We start from the raw sequence: 16,441 nt of genomic DNA, 5'->3' as shown, positions 1-16,441 counted from the left end.
GAAGTGCGCGTTATGTGGCCGCTCACCGGCCGCGACGAAGAGATGTCGTTCCTCGAGGCGGCGATCGCCTCAGAGTTGTGCGGCGTCGTCGTGCGCGGCGGATCCGGCGTCGGAAAGAGCCGGATCGCGCGCGAAGCGCTCGCGCGAGCGCAGGCCGGCGGATGTGAAACCCGGTGGGTGGCCGCCACCTCCGTCGCCCGCGGCCTGCCGTTGGGTGCCCTCGCACCTTGGGTGGGTACGGCACCCGGTCCGGTGGTCGGCGGGGTCAGCGATGCCATCACGGCCGCGCCACGGGACAAGCAGGTCATCGTGGGCGTCGATGACGCCCACCTGCTGGACGATCTGTCGGTGTCGGTGCTGCACGAGATCGTTCGGCGGCGCAGTGCCACGCTCGTCGTGACGCTGCGGGACGGTGAGCCGATCCCTCCCGCCTTGCAAAGGCTATGGGAGAGCCGGCGTTTCGGCCGACTCGACCTTCAGCCACTGTCGCAGCGGGAAACCGCTGAGCTGATGTCGATCGCGCTGGGCGGTCCGGTCGACCCGCAGGCGGGGCGGCGCCTGTGGCGATTGACGCGGGGGAATGCCCTGTATCTGCGCAACGTCGTCGAACACGAGATCGCCTGCGGCCGGATGGCCGAGCGCGACGGGTCCTGGCGCTGGGTGGGGGACCCCGTGCTGCCGCCGGGCCTCGTCGAACTCATCGAGACCCGCTTGGCCGGGCTGTCGACGCGGATCCGCGACGTGATCGACACGCTGGCCGTCGGTGAGCCCATCGAATGGGGCGCGCTGACCGGAATCGTCGATCGCGTCGCAGTCGACGAGGCCGAAGCGCTCGGATTGATAGCCCTCGACCACCTGGAGACGAACAGACACCTCGTCGAGGTCCGTGCCGCGCATCCGCTCTACACCGAAGTTCGCCGAAATAACATCGCTCAGACCAGACTTCGGCAGCTGCGCGGCGCGTTGGCCCGCGAGTTGGGGCTGGGCGCAGATAGCGATGAGGCCCACGTCGTGGTGCGCCGAGCCCTGTTGGAGCTTGAGTCGGATTCCAAGCCCGACCCTGAGTTACTCATCACGGCTGCGAAGAGTGCGCTGTGGCTTGTGAGTGTGCAGTCACCGACCAAAGCGGCAAGTGCCGCATCGCTCGCCGGTCGCTTGGCCGTCGCTGCGTATGAGGCCGGTGCGGGCGCCGAAGCGCGGTTCGTACGTGCCTATTCGCTGACCTGGCTCGGTGATGGCGAGCGGGCAGACGCTCTGCTCGCCGGGATTCCCGTCGACGAATTGGCTGACTCCGACGCGGCGAGGGTCGCGTTTCTGCGGGCCTTCAACAGGCTTTTCGCGCTGGCCGATCCGGCGGGCGCCCGCGCCGTCCTGGACGCCCACCCGGGTCCGGATGACGGTTGCCTCGACGCCCTGCTCCGCGTTCATGCCGCGACCATGGGCGAGCCCGAACCGGATGAAACATCCTCCGAAAAACTCGATCTCATGAAGCTGCCGGATCTGATCGCCGCACGCATCAAGGCGTGGGCAGTCACGGTTGTCCGCGGCGAGGCCGGCCGTACGGCCGAAGCGCAGGCCGCGGCCCACGCCGGATACGCCGTGCCGGTGCGGTCTTTCGTCATCGTCGCCGACGCACACGTCAGCGCGTTGTTGTTGGCCGGCCATATCGCCGAAGCCATGAATGTCGCCGAACAGGTACTCGGGCGGCCGGGCGACGGATTGGCCGGAAATCCCGCCTACGTCGCCGTTGTCGACGGCATCTGGGGACGGCTCGCGCTGGCCTCGGGGCGTCCGGTGCAGGCGCAGTCCCAACTACTGGCAAGCGCCCTCGAGAACTATCCCGGTGCCGTGAACGGTTGGGCATATCGCTGCCAGATCCCGCGAACCATCGCGCTCGCTATGTCCGGCGCCACCGATGAGGCGGTCTCGGCACTGCGCACGGCCGAGGAACACCGTCACCCGTCCTGGCGGTATCTGGATTACGAGCTGGGCATCGCGCGGGCCTGGGTGGCCGCCGCGCAGGGTGCCGTCAGCCAAGCGATCTCGGACGCCCGGAAGGCCGCCGAATGGGCAAGGGAGACGGGGAAGTTCGCCGCGGAGGTGATGTGTCTACAGACGGCCGTGCAGTTCGGGGACAGGTCGTGTGGCGGCCGCCTGAGCGAGCTCGCGGCAGTCGTCGAAGGCCCGAGGGTCGAACTCATGGCGCGGCTGGCCACCGCACTGCGTGATGGGAACGCGGTTGAACTGCTTGCCGTTTCGCACGACTGCGAGCGGATCGGCGATCTCGTCGCGGCGGCCGACGCGGCAGCGCACGCGAGCCGGGTGTTTCGCCGCGGTGACCGCAACGGATCGGCCATGGGTGCGCTCAGCCGTGCCCGCACCCTTGCCGTGCAGTGTGGTGCGAGCACACCCGCGTTGCGTGCCGCGGCCAACCCGGTGCAGATGAGTGCGCGGGAACGTGAGGTCGCGATGCTCGTCGGTCGGGGACTGTCGAGCCGGGATATCGCTGAGCGCCTGTCGCTTTCGGTACGAACCGTCGAAGGTCACATATACCGGGCGATGACGAAGACCGGTGCCGCCGACCGCGCTGCCCTCGCCGCGATCGTGAACCGGGCCGAAGGCGCGAACTAGAAGAACGTCCGCACCAGATCGATCACACGGTCGTCGTCATCGAGCACCGGAATCAACTGCCATTTGTCGAATGTGGTGCAAGGATGTGAGATTCCGAACGGCAGCCAATCGCCGACCCGAACCGAATCGGCGGCTCCCAATCGCACGAACGCGTGCTGGTCGTTGAGTTTTGTCACCGAGCCGGCGGTCAGGCCGAGCGGGACCGGAAGCCCGGCGTCGAACGACACGTCGCGCCTGCCCATGGTCACGAGCGCCAGTTCGCGCTCGGGCCGCGAAACCACCTGCGCCCACACCTGCATAGCGGCCCGCAGTTCCAGCGGCGACGTTCGTGCGTACAGGCCGTCGTCGTGGGTGAGGTAACACCCGCTGCGCAGGACGGTCCGCACCGCCAAGCCATCGGGCCAGCCGCCGGTGAGCGCATCGGCGACCGCGTCGAAGTACGTACTGCCGCCCGCGGTCACGATCACCTCGTCGGTCTCGAAATGACCGGCCAGCCGCACCACGGCGTCGCGTAGTCCAGTCAGATAAGTGCGCACCTCGGCTACCGCACCCGCCGTCACGTCATGCCCGGTGGCCGCCTCGTATCCCGCCACTCCGACAAGCCGCAACCGCGGGCTGGCGGCCACGGCAGCAGCGACCTGGTCGACCTCGTCGGCGCTACGACATCCGGTGCGCCCACCGGCCATACCCAGCTCGACGCACACGTCGACCGGACGCCCGGACCCGGCCAGCGCAGCCGTCATGAGCTCAACACCGGCGACCGAATCCGCCCAGCACACCACGCGGAAATCCGGGTCGGCATCCAGCTCGCCGGCCAGCCAGCGCAGGCCCGCGGTGTCGGTGACCTCGTTGGCCAGCACGACGTCGCGGAGACCGAACGCTCGGAACACGCGCACCTGGCTCACGGTCGCGGCGGTCACCGCGCAGGCACCCGCCTCGAACTGGCGGCTCAACAGCTGCGGAGCCATGTGGGTCTTGCCGTGCGGGGCCAGTTCGACGCCGCGGGCGCGGCACCAGTTCGCCATCGTCACGAGATTGTGGGCGAGCGCGGATTCGCGCAGAACGCATACCGGACCGACGACGTCGTCGTCGAACAGCCGGGGGCGGCGGGCGCCGATCTGCGCAGGCGTCTGGCCCCACCACGAGGTAGGCAGTCCCTTGAATCGCCAGTCGATCGGCTCGTCGGCCAATGCGGCCAGGCTCGGCGCGCTCCATGCTGCGGTCACGTGTTCATTTAAGCTGGCATTTCGTGACCCCAGCCGATAGCGACGCAGCGTCCGAATCCCAGGCCGACCTTCCCGAGCAGTTCCGGATCCGTCAGGCCAAGCGGGAGCGCTTGCTCGCCGAGGGGCGTGACCCGTATCCGGTGAAGGTCGACCGTACGCACACCCTCGCCGAGTTGCGCACCGCTTACCCCGACCTGCCCGCCGACACCCAGACCGGGCAGATCGTCGGCGTCTCGGGCCGCGTGGTGTTTGCCCGGAATTCCGGCAAGTTGTGTTTCGCGACGCTGCAGGAGGGCGACGGCACGCAACTGCAGGCCATGATCAGCCTGGCGCAGGTCGGTCAGGAGTCGCTCGACGCGTGGAAGAGTGACGTCGACCTCGGCGACATCGTGTTCGTCCACGGCGAAGTGATCAGCTCAAAGCGCGGCGAGCTTTCGGTTCTTGCCGATTCCTGGCAGATGGCGGCCAAGGCATTGCGGCCACTTCCGGTTGCTCACAAAGAAATGAGCGAAGAGGCTCGCGTGCGCCAGCGTTACGTCGATCTCATCGTGCGGCCCGAGGCGCGCACCATCGCGCGGCAGCGGGTCGCGGTGGTTCGGGCCGTGCGGTCGGCTCTCGAGCGCCGTGGCTTCCTCGAGGTCGAAACGCCCATGCTGCAGACCCTCGCCGGCGGGGCGGCCGCGCGGCCGTTCATCACTCATTCCAACGCGCTCGACGTCGATCTGTATCTGCGCATCGCTCCGGAACTGTTCCTCAAACGTTGTCTCGTCGGCGGTTTTGAGAAGGTTTTCGAGTTAAATCGCAACTTTCGTAACGAAGGTGTCGATTCAACTCACTCGCCGGAATTTGCGATGTTGGAGACATATCAGGCCTACGGTGACTACAACGATTCCGCGATCGTGACGCGCGAGCTTATTCAGGAGGTCGCCGACGACGCGATCGGCACCCGCGAGGTGCCATTGCCGGATGGCACGATCTACGACCTTGACGGTGAATGGGCGACGCTCGAAATGTATCCGTCACTCTCGGAAGCGCTTGGGGACGAGATCACACCCGACACTCCGGCTGAAGACTTGTGGCGGATTGCCGATGGCCTCGAGCTCGAGATTCCCCGCGACCGTGGCTTCGGTCACGGAAAATTGGTCGAGGAACTATGGGAACACACGGTCGGGGAAAAGTTGTGGGCTCCTACGTTCGTCCGCGACTTCCCAGTCGAGACCACTCCGCTGACCCGTGCTCACCGCAGCATTAGTGGGGTTACGGAGAAGTGGGATCTCTACATCCGCCGCTTCGAACTCGCCACCGGATACTCCGAACTGATCGATCCGGTAATCCAGCGGGAACGGTTCGAAGCCCAGGCGCGCGCCGCGGCGGCCGGAGATGACGAAGCAATGGTTCTCGACGACGATTTCCTCGCCGCATTGGAGTACGCCATGCCGCCGACGACCGGAACCGGAATGGGTATCGATCGGTTGTTGATGGCTCTGACCGGCTTGTCAATTCGAGAGACGGTTTTGTTCCCGATTGTTCGACGCCAGAGCAACTGAACTGCCTCGATACGCGCGTTGTTGAAATAGTGCGCGTCTCTGTGGCACATTGGGGCCGGGGTGCGGGATACTCTTAAGTAGTCACCAATGCGCAAGCAGAAGGGTTCGGTGCGGGGTAATGGCGAAAAAAGTGACCGTCACGTTGGTTGACGATTTTGATGGTGAAGCCACCGCCGACGAGACGGTCGAATTCGGGCTCGACGGTGTGAGCTACGAGATCGACCTTTCCTCCAAGAATGCCGCGAAGCTTCGCAACGATCTCAAGCAGTGGGTCGAGGCCGGCCGACGGGTCGGCGGTCGCAGGCGCGGGCGGGCGGCCGGTGCCCCGGGACGCGGACGCGGCGCGATCGATCGCGAGCAGAGCGCGGCGATCCGGGAATGGGCGCGGCGCAACGGGCACAATGTGTCGACCCGCGGCCGCATCCCCGCAGACGTGATCGATGCGTTCCACGCGGCAACATAATCGATGGTTGCCAGCACGCCGGACCGGGTCAGCTGACCGGTCCGGCGTTTCGCTAGCGGCGAACCCCACCCGCGCCTTTTCCGGAAACGAATCGCCTACCGGCGACGTTGCTCATCTGCAGCACCGGGTTGTCTAGCGAGAACGGACCGCCAACCTCCGCACCCGGAGCCGCCGCCCATTAGAGTGGACGGCAGGTATTACGCGCGAAGTGCCGCGTGTCAGTACCGCTACGTGATGGAAGCAGGTAACCACCGATGTTTGAGAGATTCACCGACCGTGCCCGCAGGGTCGTCGTCCTGGCTCAAGAAGAGGCCCGGATGCTCAACCACAACTACATCGGCACCGAGCACATCCTTTTGGGACTTATTCATGAGGGCGAGGGCGTAGCGGCCAAGTCGCTGGAGTCGCTGGGCATCTCGCTGGAAGGCGTGCGCAGCCAGGTCGAGGAGATCATCGGCCAGGGCCAGCAGGCGCCGTCGGGCCACATCCCGTTCACGCCGCGCGCCAAGAAGGTGCTGGAGCTGAGCCTGCGCGAGGCGCTGCAGCTCGGCCACAACTACATCGGCACCGAGCACATTCTGCTCGGCCTGATCCGTGAGGGTGAGGGCGTCGCCGCACAGGTGCTGGTCAAGCTGGGCGCCGAGCTGACGCGCGTGCGCCAGCAGGTCATCCAGCTGCTGTCCGGGTACCAGGGCAAGGAAGCCGCCGAAGCAGGCACGGGTGGCCGTGGCGGGGAATCCGGTAATCCTTCCACCTCGCTCGTGCTCGACCAGTTCGGCCGCAACCTGACCGCGGCCGCGATGGAGGGCAAGCTCGATCCGGTCATCGGCCGCGAGAAGGAAATCGAGCGGGTCATGCAGGTGCTCAGCCGCCGCACCAAGAACAACCCGGTGCTGATCGGCGAGCCCGGTGTCGGCAAGACCGCCGTCGTCGAGGGCCTGGCTCAGGCCATCGTGCACGGCGAGGTCCCCGAGACGCTCAAGGACAAGCAGCTCTACACCCTGGACCTCGGTTCTTTGGTCGCAGGCAGCCGCTACCGCGGTGACTTCGAGGAACGCCTCAAGAAGGTGCTCAAGGAGATCAACACCCGCGGCGACATCATCCTGTTCATCGACGAGCTGCACACGCTCGTCGGCGCGGGTGCCGCCGAGGGCGCGATCGACGCCGCCAGCATCCTCAAGCCGAAGCTGGCCCGCGGCGAGCTGCAGACGATCGGTGCCACCACGCTCGACGAGTACCGCAAGTACATCGAGAAGGACGCCGCGCTGGAGCGCCGGTTCCAGCCGGTCCAGGTCGGCGAGCCGACGGTCGAGCACACCATCGAGATCCTCAAGGGTCTGCGTGACCGCTACGAGGCGCACCACCGCGTCTCGATCACCGACTCCGCGATGGTCGCGGCGGCCACCCTGGCCGACCGCTACATCAACGACCGGTTCCTGCCCGACAAGGCCATCGACCTGATCGACGAGGCCGGCGCCCGCATGCGGATCCGCCGCATGACCGCACCGCCAGACCTGCGCGAGTTCGACGAGAAGATCGCCGACGCGCGGCGTGAGAAGGAGTCCGCGATCGACGCGCAGGACTTCGAGAAGGCCGCGAGCCTGCGCGACCGCGAAAAGCAGTTGGTCGCGCAGCGCGCCGAGCGGGAGAAGCAGTGGCGTTCGGGTGATCTCGACGTGGTCGCCGAAGTCGACGACGAGCAGATTGCCGAGGTGCTCGGCAACTGGACCGGCATCCCGGTGTTCAAGCTGACCGAGGAGGAGACGACTCGGCTGCTGCGCATGGAGGAGGAGCTGCACAAGCGGATCATCGGCCAGGAGGATGCCGTCAAGGCCGTCTCCAAGGCCATCCGCCGCACCCGTGCCGGCCTGAAGGACCCCAAGCGCCCGTCCGGTTCGTTCATCTTCGCCGGCCCGTCCGGTGTCGGTAAGACCGAGCTGTCCAAGGCGCTGGCCAACTTCCTGTTCGGCGACGACGACGCGCTCATCCAGATCGACATGGGCGAGTTCCACGACCGCTTCACCGCATCGCGGCTGTTCGGTGCCCCTCCCGGCTACGTCGGCTACGAAGAGGGCGGCCAGCTCACCGAGAAGGTGCGCCGCAAGCCGTTCAGCGTCGTGCTGTTCGACGAGATCGAGAAGGCCCACCAGGAGATCTACAACAGCCTGTTGCAGGTCCTCGAGGATGGTCGCCTGACCGACGGTCAGGGTCGCACGGTCGACTTCAAGAACACCGTGTTGATCTTCACCTCCAACCTGGGTACCTCCGACATCTCCAAGGCTGTCGGGCTCGGCTTCTCCCAGGGCGGCGGCGAGAACAACTACGAGCGGATGAAGCAGAAGGTCAACGACGAGCTGAAGAAGCACTTCCGCCCGGAGTTCCTGAACCGTATCGACGACATCATCGTCTTCCACCAGCTGACGCAGGACGAGATCATCAAGATGGTCGACCTGATGATCGGCCGGGTCGGAAACCAGCTCAAGACCAAGGACATGGCCATGGAGCTGACCGACAAGGCGAAGGCGTTGCTGGCCAAGCGTGGGTTCGATCCGGTGCTGGGGGCCCGCCCGCTGCGCCGGACCATTCAGCGCGAGATCGAAGACCAGCTGTCGGAGAAGATCCTCTTCGAGGAGGTCGGCCCGGGCCAGCTGGTGACGGTCGACGTCGAAGGCTGGGACGGCGAAGGCCCCGGCGAGGACGCGAAGTTCACGTTCGTGGGTGGGCCCAAGCGTGCCGAGCCGGCCGAGCCGGATCTCGCGGGCGCGAGCGCGGCCGGTTCGCCGGGCGCCGCATCCAGCGAGTAGGCAGTTGATTCACAAAAGACCCCCGACTTCCGTCGGGGGTCTTTTGTGTGGCTTACGATGCTTGTTGTAATCGACAGGCGAAGGAATCTGGTGAAAGTCCAGAACGGTCGCGCCACTGTCACAGTCAGACCCTGTGCCTGTCACTCTTCGGACTGGGACGCGAAATCCCAGAAAGGACCAGCTGATGACTTCACCGACACGTCAGAGCGTCGCTCCCGCACTCGACCTCTCGGCAACCAAGGCCGCATTGTGGCTGTCACTGACCGCATTCCTGGCGTTGGTGTTGCTGTACTTCGTCGGGCTTGATCAGGGCGCGACCTCGGTGTTCGGCAACAACACCTACGTGCACGAGTTCGTGCACGATGCCCGCCACCTGCTTGGCTTCCCCTGCCACTGACGGCAGACGAGACCCAAGCACAATGGAAAAGCGCATAATCGGGCGCGGTCTTCTGGCCGGCGCCCTCGGTGGCCTGCTCGCATTCATCTTCGCCCGCATCTTCGTCGAACCCGTGATCGACCGCGCGATCGCGTTCGAGGAGACCGGCGGCGATGCCCACTCCCATGCCCACGACCACGGCGCGGCGGCGGGCGGCGCCCACGAGCACGGGGTCGAACTGATCAGCCGCGGTGTGCAGGCCAACATCGGGCTCGGCTTCGGCGTGATCGCATTCGCCGTGGCCATGGGCGCGTTGTTCGCCGTCGCGTACTGCGTCGCCTATGGCCGCGTCGGGGCGATCTCTCCGCGGGTGTTGTCGGTGCTGCTGGCGGGCGGGATGTTCGTGTCCCTGTACGTCGTGCCGTCGCTGAAGTATCCGGCCAATCCTCCCGCGGTCAGCCTCGACGAGACCATCCAGCAGCGCACGCTGCTGTACCTGCTGATGGTCGTCGTATCGGCGGCGTTGTTGGTGGCCGCGGTCTACCTCGGCAGGCAGCTCGTGGCCCGGTTCGGCACCTGGAACGCGACGTTGCTAGCTGCCGGTGGCTACGTGGCGGCCATCGCGGTCGTCATGCTGGTTCTGCCGACCATCGACGAGACGCCGGGTGCGTTCCCTGCCGACGATCTGTACGAGTTCCGGCTGTACTCGCTGCTGACGCAACTCGTCATGTGGGCGACGATCGGGCTGGTGTTCGCACCGCTTGCGGCTCGGCTGCTCGGTGAGGCCCCGAGCCGGCGACAGGCGGACGTCGCGGCGTGAGTGAGGTCGTCCGGCTGTCACTCGTGGCGCATGCCATGACAGATGCCATGGCAGCCGGACGGTTTCCCACCGATGAACCGTTGAACCCGGTCGGGCACCGGCAGGCCGACGCGTCGATCGATCTGGGCCGCACCGACAACGTGTTCTGCGGACCCGAGAAACGCACCAGGCAGACCGCTGAACTGCTGGGCCTGCAAGCCGAGGTCGAACCCAAGCTCGCCGACCTGGATTGCGGTCGCTGGCGCGGCGGGGTGCTCAGCGGGGTGTTGCCCGCCGACCTCGCGATCTGGCTGACCGATCCCACCCGCGCACCGCATGGCGGTGAATCCGTCGTCCAATTGGTCGACCGGGTGCGCGGTTGGTTGGACACCCTGCCCGCAATGCGGGGCCGGATCGTTGCAGTGACTCATCCGGCGGTGATCCGCGCCGCGATCCTCGTTGCGCTAGACGCACCGCCGAAATCGTTCTGGCGCATCGACATCGCCCCCGTCAGCCGCACCGTGCTGCACTTCCGCGGCCACGCCTGGACATTGCGCAGCAACTAGCCGAGCACTTACCCGACCGGGGCGAGCGCGAATGCGCGCTTTGCGATCGACAGCAGCCACCCCGCCGCGGTGGGACTGCGGAACTGCGGCCAGTTCAATTGGAAACTCACGACCCACGGCTGCCCGGTGTGATCGACCGCGTACCAACTGAATGTCAGATCGCCGGGCAGATTTCCGCCTTTGGCGCCGATGTAATGCCACTTCGCCGGATCCAGATCGATACCGGGCAGCGCCGAGAGGATCTGCTTGACGGGCGCTGCCTCACCGACCGCCGACTTCTGCAGGGCCGCGTGCACGCGGCAGATGTCGGCCGCGCTGCCGAACCACTCCAGGCCATCGTTGGAGGCCGGGGTATGGGTGCGGTTCGGATCTGGTTGATAGGGGCGGGAATTGGTCTGCTTGAAGAGCCGAACCCGGTCTTCTGGCGAAGCGTTCTTCCATTGCTCGCGCAGGTTCGGCTCACCCCAGCCGACCGAGAACACCTCGTGCATCGTCGGGAACGGCGTCATGCTGGCCGGGTCGTGATGACCCGCGGTGACCAGGGCACGTTCCACCGCGCCGGTGCCCATCCGCGCGATCAGCAGATCGGTGGCCATGTTGTCGCTGGCCGAGATCATCTGCTGCGCCGCGGTCCGGACGGTGATCTGGGCGCCCGGCGGCAGCTTGTCCAGCCCCGCCGAGCCGAGCGCCTTGCCGTCCTTGGTGATGGTCAGCTTGTCGTCCCAGCTCAGCGTCTTGGCCTTGATCGCGTCCGAGACCGCAAGCAGCACATATAGTTTGAAGATCGAAGCCAACGGCAGCGACAGATCGGTGTTGGTGCCGGCGACCGTCTCGCACTTGCCGTCGGTCACCTTCGACACCTGATACGAGTACTTGGCGCCGGTCTTGGCGATCTCTTCGTCGATATCGGACCACTTGTCGATGGTCGGATGCACGGTGTTGATCTCGAAGCGGTCCACCATGCCGAGATCGTCGGTGCGCAGCTCGATGTCCTGGGCCACGTTGTACGACGTGAGTACGTGCAGCGTGGCCTGGCCTGCGCCGATGTCGACCGAGGTGACCCGGAACGGGCGATCCCACCAGATGGAATCCATCTTCGTGCCGACCTCGTCGACCGCCTCCGGGGCAGCCAGGGTGCGCACCCCGATCGGCCCGATGGGCCAGTCGGAGTTCAGCATGTCCATGGTCTGCTTGGCCCGTAAGCCGGGAGGAGTCTTGGTGTCGATGTGGGCGCCGTAAGACACCTCGGCCGCTGGGGCCACGCTGTGCGAACAGCCGCAAGCCAGGGTTGCGGCGACCGCGACGATAGTCGCCAGACCGGCCGCGCGGCGCAACGCCCGGCCCCGGCTACGCCTGGGCGCCGGGCCCCGCAACGTCCAACACAACCTCGAACTCCAGCAGCGAAGCCCCGGTTGCCACGGGGTTAGCCTGTTGACCCTTGTGCGCCTCGATCGCGGGGCCGGAAGCCCAGGCCTGGAATGCTTCCTCGGACTCCCACTGCGTCACGACGAAGTAGCGGTCTTCGCCCTTGACCGGGCGCAGCAGCTGGAAGCCCAGAAAGCCCGGCTGATTGTCGACGGCGTGTGCACGGTGCGCGAACCGCTTCTCCAGTTCGGGGCCTGCGTTGGGCGGGACCTCGATGGCGTTGATCTTCACGACGGGCATGCCGTTCAGGCTACCGTGACTCCTCGGCAAGATAACGGCATGGTCACAGATCTCCTCACCCACCGCGGTGGTCACGGCGCCCCCATCGTCCTGGTGCACGGGCTGATGGGGCGTGGCAGCACGTGGTCGCGTCAGTTGCCGTGGCTGACCGGGCTGGGGGAGGTGTACACCTACGACGCGCCGTGGCATCGCGGACGTGACGTTCCCGATCCGTATCCGATCAGCACCGAGCGGTTCGTGGCCGATCTCGGCGACGCGGTCGCCGCGCTGGGGCGACCGGCCGTCCTGGTCGGCCATTCGATGGGTGCGTTGCACTCGTGGTGTCTGGCGGGTTCGCGACCGGATCTGGTCACCGCGGTGGTGGTCGAGGACATGGCGCCTGACTTCCGGGGCCGCACCACGGGGCCGTGGGAGCCGTGGGTACACGCGCTGCCGGTCGAATTCGGTTCAGCGCAAGAGGTTTACGACGAGTTCGGGCCGGTCGCCGGCCAGTATTTCCTCGAGGCGTTCGACCGGACCGCCACGGGCTGGCGCCTGCATGGCCATCCGCAGTGGTGGCTCGACATCGCGGCCGAATGGGGTAGGCGGGACTACTGGGAGCAGTGGCGCGCGGTGAAGGTGCCGACGCTGCTCCTTGAGGCGGGCAACTCGGTGGCGCCGACCGGACAAATGCGCCAGATGGACGAAACCGGCCACCGGACAACGTATTTGCACGTCGCCGGGGCCGGTCATCTGATCCACGACGAACAGCCGCAGATCTATCGCGACGCCGTCTCGGGTTTTCTAGCGTCGCTCACCTAGGACACCGGCGGACGGCCAGACCGGATCGTGCTCGAAGCGGGTGCGGATCGCGTCGAGTTCGTGTTCGGCGCGATACGAGTCGTAATCCGGGGCGAACAGGTCCATGCGGAAACGCAGGATGCCGTCACGGTGCGCTGCCCAGCTCAGCGCTGCGGCGACCACAAACGGCGATATGAGGATCAACAGAGCGAGTGCAACAGTCATGGCAGTAATTTTTGTAGCGTCGAAATCCCGCCAACAGTGGCAGCGCTGACACCTTGCGATAAAATGCTGCCATGCTTAAAAGCGTATCGACGCTAGTGCTCGATGGGCTAGCGATTTTTGAGTTCGGGGTGATCTGCGAGGTCTTCGGCATCGACCGATCTGCCGACGGGGTGCCGAAATTCGACTTCAAGGTCTGCGGCCCGGAGCCGGGTAAGCCGTTGCGGACGTCGGTCGGGGCGACGATCACGCCGGACCACGGTCTCGACGATCTCGTCGGGGCCGACCTGGTGGCGATTCCGGCGATCGGCGGGTCGGACTACCTGCCCGAGGCGTTGGACGCGGTGCGGGCCGCCGCCGCCTCGGGCTCGATCATCCTGACCGTCTGCTCGGGTGCGTTCCTGGCCGGTGCGGCCGGACTGCTCGACGGCAGGCCGTGCACAACGCACTGGATGCATGCCGACGAACTGGCCAGGCTGTATCCGACGGCGAGGGTGGACCGCAACGTGCTCTACGTCGATGACGGCAACCTCATCACGAGCGCGGGAACCGCCGCGGGCATCGATGCGTGCCTGCACCTCGTGCGCCGGGAACTGGGCAGCGAGGTCACCAACAAGATCGCCCGCCGGATGGTGGTCCCGCCGCAGCGCGACGGCGGCCAACGACAGTTCATCGACCAGCCGATCCCGGTCCGGTGTTCGGAACGCTTTGCCCCGCACCTCGATTGGATCATCGGCAACCTCGACAAGCCGCACACCGTCTCGACTCTGGCCAAGCGGGCGGCGATGTCGACGCGGACCTTCGCGCGCCGGTTCGTCGAGGAGACCGGTACGACGCCGATGCAATGGATCACCGATCAGCGCGTGCTCTATGCGCGCCGGCTCCTCGAGGAGACCGATCTGGACATCGACTGGATCGCCGGTCAGGCCGGATTCGGTACGGCCACTTTGTTGCGCCACCACTTCCGGCGCGTGATCGGCGTTACGCCGTCGGACTATCGCCGCCGGTTCGCTTGTGCGGGCGACGAATCCGAGGTCGCGGAGGCCACCGCGTAACCGTCGGGCGCCGCGGCGCGTCCGGAGCGCGCAACGCGCAGCATGAACGCGGGCCACAGCAGCCGGGCCGGTGAGTCGACCATGCCGGTCACCCGGGTCAGCTGATTGGTCACCACCGGATCCCGTTCGGCGGCGGTCATGACGCGTTCCAGATAGGCGTTGCTCAGCCGCATGGACAGCGGCCGGGGACCGGACACCTCGGGAAGCGCCAGATCGGCTCCGACCGCCGTCTGCCACGCGACCTTCAGCTTGCGCGCCGAAGCGTCGAAGAAACGACGCGGCAGGTCGCGGTCGGACCGGCGAAGGCAGTCGCGCAGCAACACCGCCTCGATCGACGCGAGCGTCATGCCCTGGCCGTAGATCGGATTGAAGCTGGCGATGGCATCGCCGATCACGAGCAGGCCCTCGGGAAGCCGCCGCATCTTGTCGTAGCGACGCCACCGGTTGGACGGCACCCGGTAGTGCGCGACCGTGCCGACGGGCGCGGCTGCCCGTACCGCCTCAAGTGCGTGCGGAGGCGCGAAATCCGCCCCGTATTCCAGCATTTCGTCCCAATTCGCGGGCGGCTCGATGCCAGCCATGGAACCGACGGTCAAAATCCATGTGTCGTGCTCGTAGCCGATCAGCGCCCACGTCTTGGGTCGGCCGGGCTCAGGAAAGATTGCGACGCCGTGCTGGGGGATCGCCTCGGACGGCATCGCCAGCAACTGGCTCGCGTAGGCGAGTCGTACCGTCAGCTCGTCCTCGCGAGGGCGCCCGTACCCGAGCTCGTCCAGGAACACCGGTGCCCGCGAACCGCGTCCGGTCGCATCGACGATGAGATCCGCCGTCAGCTCTGTGCCTTCGCCGTCCGTGCTCTCCAGCCGCACCCCGGTGATCCGGCGGCGATCCGGCGTCGTCATCAGACTGCGGACGTTTCGGCCGGTACGGATTTCTACGTTCGGCAGCGCGGCCAATCGCCTGCGTACGTTCCAGTCGAGATAAGACCGGCTCGGAAAGTACTGAGGTGCGGTGTCGGGAACGGTGCCGGACCGCAACAAGACATGGCCGCCTACCGAGATCCACAGCTTCGCCAGATCGCCGTCGTCCCACTTGGTGACGCCGCCGGCAACGAGTTCGTCAAGAAAGCCAGGAAAGAGCCCGTCAAGAATCTGCGAGCTGCGGGCCAACAGTGCATGAGCATGGCTGCCCTGCGGAACGCCGCGCCGGTTCTCCGGGGTGGCCGGCAATGCGTCGCGTTCGACGACAGTCACCGTCCGGTAGTGGTCGGCGAGCACCCTGGCGGCCAGTGCTCCGGCCATGCTCGCACCAAGAACTACCGCGTGATCGCCACGAACGTCCATGGTCGCAGTGTTCAGCGAGATGGGCGTGGGCGAATAGGGTAACCGGGTACCTCAATCCCGGGCGGCCGGCTCACCTTCGCCGGCGAGCGCGAAGCGGCCGTCGGCGGTCTGCTCGACCAGGCCGTCGACGAGCAACGAGTCCAGCGCGCGGTCGCGCTGAGCCGGATCGGTCAGCCACACCACGTCGAGCTCCGCGCGGGTGACCGGAGAGTTGTTGTCGCGCAACACATCCAGTAGTTTGCCGCGCACCTGACGATCGGTGCCCGCGTACCGCTGCACCCGGCGGACGACGGTGCTCGCCGGATAGCCCGACGAACGCCACTGGCACCGGCTCAACGGACAGATGCCGCAGCGCGGCGCCCGTGCGGTGCACACCGTGGCGCCCAACTCCATCAGTGCAGCCGAGAACGTCGGCGCCGTCGCATCGGCAGGCAACAACGCGGCCACCTCGTCGAGGTCGCGGGCGCTGCTCGAAGCCGCTGCGTCGGCACGGCCGTGCACGGCCCTGGTGACCACTCGACGCACGTTGGTGTCGACGACCGGAACGCTCGCCCCGTAGGCGAAGCAGGCCACGGCGCGCGCCGTGTATGCGCCGATGCCGGGGAGCGTCAGCAGCGTCTCGACATCCGAAGGCACCACGTCGCCGTGCTCGGCGGAGATCACGACGGCGCATTCGTGCAACCGTTTGGCGCGCCGCGGATAGCCGAGCTTGCCCCACGCGCGCAGCACCTCGGCCGGACCCGCGGCAGCCGTCGCCGACGGGGTGGGCCAGCGGTCGATCCAGGCCAGCCAGATCGGCTCGACGCGGGCGACCGGGGTCTGCTGCAACATGAACTCGCTCACCAGGATCTGCCAGGCGGTGACGCCGGGGCGCCGCCACGGCAGGTCCCGCTGGGCATGGGCATACCAGCCCACAAGCTCGCCGGAGTCGATGCTCATCGACGCCTCAGGCAGAATGGCAGGC

The 16,441-nt window shown here is 66.7% G+C and carries 15 protein-coding genes and 1 riboswitch; of the genes, 9 read left to right on the top strand and 6 right to left on the bottom strand.

Annotated features, from left to right (window positions below; all coding sequences use genetic code 11):
* Positions 1-12: 12 nt before the first annotated feature.
* Positions 13-2,631: a LuxR C-terminal-related transcriptional regulator gene (locus tag ACRCUN_RS24040; protein WP_462144215.1), complete on the top strand. Its 2,619-nt coding sequence runs from the start codon at positions 13-15 to the stop codon at positions 2,629-2,631.
* Here ACRCUN_RS24040 and ACRCUN_RS24035 read toward each other — a convergent pair.
* Positions 2,628-3,857 carry an alanine racemase gene (locus ACRCUN_RS24035; protein WP_462144122.1) on the bottom strand — a complete coding sequence of 410 codons (1,230 nt, stop codon included), beginning with the start codon at positions 3,855-3,857 and terminating at the stop codon, positions 2,628-2,630. The two genes, ACRCUN_RS24040 and ACRCUN_RS24035, sit on opposite strands and share 4 nt — an antisense overlap.
* Between ACRCUN_RS24035 and lysS the strand changes: the two genes are divergently transcribed.
* The 6 genes from lysS to ACRCUN_RS24005 all read left to right on the top strand — a co-directional run bounded on the left by lysS (position 3,845) and on the right by ACRCUN_RS24005 (position 10,412).
* Positions 3,845-5,404 (top strand): lysine--tRNA ligase, encoded by a 1,560-nt coding sequence (gene lysS / locus ACRCUN_RS24030; protein ID WP_462144121.1) that lies wholly within the window; start codon positions 3,845-3,847, stop codon positions 5,402-5,404. The two genes, ACRCUN_RS24035 and lysS, sit on opposite strands and share 13 nt — an antisense overlap.
* A 118-nt stretch (positions 5,405-5,522) precedes the next feature.
* Positions 5,523-5,867, top strand: coding sequence for a histone-like nucleoid-structuring protein Lsr2 (gene lsr2 / locus ACRCUN_RS24025; protein ID WP_462144120.1), 345 nt, complete (start codon positions 5,523-5,525; stop codon positions 5,865-5,867).
* Between the two features lie 254 nt (positions 5,868-6,121).
* Positions 6,122-8,671, top strand: a complete 2,550-nt coding sequence (gene clpC1 / locus ACRCUN_RS24020) for an ATP-dependent protease ATP-binding subunit ClpC (RefSeq protein WP_462144119.1) — start codon at positions 6,122-6,124, stop codon at positions 8,669-8,671.
* Between the two features lie 37 nt (positions 8,672-8,708).
* A riboswitch (cobalamin riboswitch) is annotated at positions 8,709-8,899 on the top strand.
* The gene (locus ACRCUN_RS24015; protein ID WP_462144118.1) at positions 8,856-9,068 is read left to right on the top strand and encodes a CbtB domain-containing protein; all 213 of its coding nucleotides are present in this window, start codon (positions 8,856-8,858) and stop codon (positions 9,066-9,068) included. Its footprint overlaps the riboswitch before it by 44 nt.
* Positions 9,069-9,090: 22 nt before the next feature.
* Entirely contained in the window at positions 9,091-9,867 is a 777-nt protein-coding gene (locus ACRCUN_RS24010) for a CbtA family protein (protein WP_462144117.1), read from the top strand.
* Complete coding sequence (locus ACRCUN_RS24005) at positions 9,864-10,412, top strand: histidine phosphatase family protein (RefSeq protein WP_462144116.1); 549 nt, start codon at positions 9,864-9,866, stop codon at positions 10,410-10,412. Before ACRCUN_RS24010 ends, ACRCUN_RS24005 begins: the two co-directional genes overlap by 4 nt.
* Before the next feature lie 8 nt (positions 10,413-10,420).
* Here ACRCUN_RS24005 and ACRCUN_RS24000 read toward each other — a convergent pair whose 3' ends face one another.
* Positions 10,421-11,785 (bottom strand): serine hydrolase, encoded by a 1,365-nt coding sequence (locus ACRCUN_RS24000; RefSeq protein ID WP_462144115.1) that lies wholly within the window; start codon positions 11,783-11,785, stop codon positions 10,421-10,423.
* Complete coding sequence (gene mhuD / locus ACRCUN_RS23995; protein WP_085143313.1) at positions 11,760-12,077, bottom strand: mycobilin-forming heme oxygenase MhuD; 318 nt, start codon at positions 12,075-12,077, stop codon at positions 11,760-11,762. Before mhuD ends, ACRCUN_RS24000 begins: the two co-directional genes overlap by 26 nt.
* Positions 12,078-12,116: 39 nt before the next feature.
* On the opposite strand from mhuD, the gene ACRCUN_RS23990 reads away from it, so the two are divergent.
* Positions 12,117-12,878: an alpha/beta fold hydrolase gene (locus tag ACRCUN_RS23990; RefSeq protein ID WP_462144114.1), complete on the top strand. Its 762-nt coding sequence runs from the start codon at positions 12,117-12,119 to the stop codon at positions 12,876-12,878.
* On the opposite strand, the gene ACRCUN_RS23985 is transcribed toward ACRCUN_RS23990, so the two are convergent.
* The gene (locus ACRCUN_RS23985) at positions 12,861-13,082 is read right to left on the bottom strand and encodes a hypothetical protein (protein ID WP_462144113.1); all 222 of its coding nucleotides are present in this window, start codon (positions 13,080-13,082) and stop codon (positions 12,861-12,863) included. The two genes, ACRCUN_RS23990 and ACRCUN_RS23985, sit on opposite strands and share 18 nt — an antisense overlap.
* A gap of 71 nt (positions 13,083-13,153) precedes the next feature.
* Between ACRCUN_RS23985 and ACRCUN_RS23980 the strand changes: the two genes are divergently transcribed.
* Entirely contained in the window at positions 13,154-14,134 is a 981-nt protein-coding gene (locus ACRCUN_RS23980; RefSeq protein ID WP_462144112.1) for a helix-turn-helix domain-containing protein, read from the top strand.
* Here the strand turns inward: ACRCUN_RS23980 and ACRCUN_RS23975 are convergent.
* Positions 14,074-15,477, bottom strand: coding sequence for an FAD-dependent oxidoreductase (locus tag ACRCUN_RS23975; RefSeq protein WP_462144111.1), 1,404 nt, complete (start codon positions 15,475-15,477; stop codon positions 14,074-14,076). The genes ACRCUN_RS23980 and ACRCUN_RS23975 overlap by 61 nt on opposite strands.
* 51 nt (positions 15,478-15,528) lie before the next feature.
* Complete coding sequence (locus ACRCUN_RS23970; protein WP_462144214.1) at positions 15,529-16,416, bottom strand: iron-sulfur binding domain-containing protein; 888 nt, start codon at positions 16,414-16,416, stop codon at positions 15,529-15,531.
* Positions 16,417-16,441: the final 25 nt, after the last annotated feature.

It is taken from the genome of Mycobacterium venezuelense (assembly GCF_054919535.1).
This window is presented reverse-complemented; position numbering and strand designations above follow the sequence as displayed.

Excerpts from the sequence above, each read along its gene's own strand:
- ACRCUN_RS24040 (WP_462144215.1), top strand. The coding sequence starts at position 13 with ATGTGGCCGCTCACCGGCCGCGACGAAGAGATGTCGTTCCTCGAGGCG.
- lysS (WP_462144121.1), top strand. The coding sequence starts at position 3,845 with ATGCTGCGGTCACGTGTTCATTTAAGCTGGCATTTCGTGACCCCAGCC.
- lsr2 (WP_462144120.1), top strand. The coding sequence starts at position 5,523 with ATGGCGAAAAAAGTGACCGTCACGTTGGTTGACGATTTTGATGGTGAA.
- clpC1 (WP_462144119.1), top strand. The coding sequence starts at position 6,122 with ATGTTTGAGAGATTCACCGACCGTGCCCGCAGGGTCGTCGTCCTGGCT.
- ACRCUN_RS24015 (WP_462144118.1), top strand. The coding sequence starts at position 8,856 with ATGACTTCACCGACACGTCAGAGCGTCGCTCCCGCACTCGACCTCTCG.
- ACRCUN_RS24010 (WP_462144117.1), top strand. The coding sequence starts at position 9,091 with ATGGAAAAGCGCATAATCGGGCGCGGTCTTCTGGCCGGCGCCCTCGGT.
- mhuD (WP_085143313.1), bottom strand. The coding sequence starts at position 12,077 with ATGCCCGTCGTGAAGATCAACGCCATCGAGGTCCCGCCCAACGCAGGC.
- ACRCUN_RS23990 (WP_462144114.1), top strand. The coding sequence starts at position 12,117 with ATGGTCACAGATCTCCTCACCCACCGCGGTGGTCACGGCGCCCCCATC.
- ACRCUN_RS23985 (WP_462144113.1), bottom strand. The coding sequence starts at position 13,082 with ATGACTGTTGCACTCGCTCTGTTGATCCTCATATCGCCGTTTGTGGTC.
- ACRCUN_RS23980 (WP_462144112.1), top strand. The coding sequence starts at position 13,154 with ATGCTTAAAAGCGTATCGACGCTAGTGCTCGATGGGCTAGCGATTTTT.
- ACRCUN_RS23975 (WP_462144111.1), bottom strand. The coding sequence starts at position 15,477 with ATGGACGTTCGTGGCGATCACGCGGTAGTTCTTGGTGCGAGCATGGCC.
- ACRCUN_RS23970 (WP_462144214.1), bottom strand. The coding sequence starts at position 16,416 with ATGAGCATCGACTCCGGCGAGCTTGTGGGCTGGTATGCCCATGCCCAG.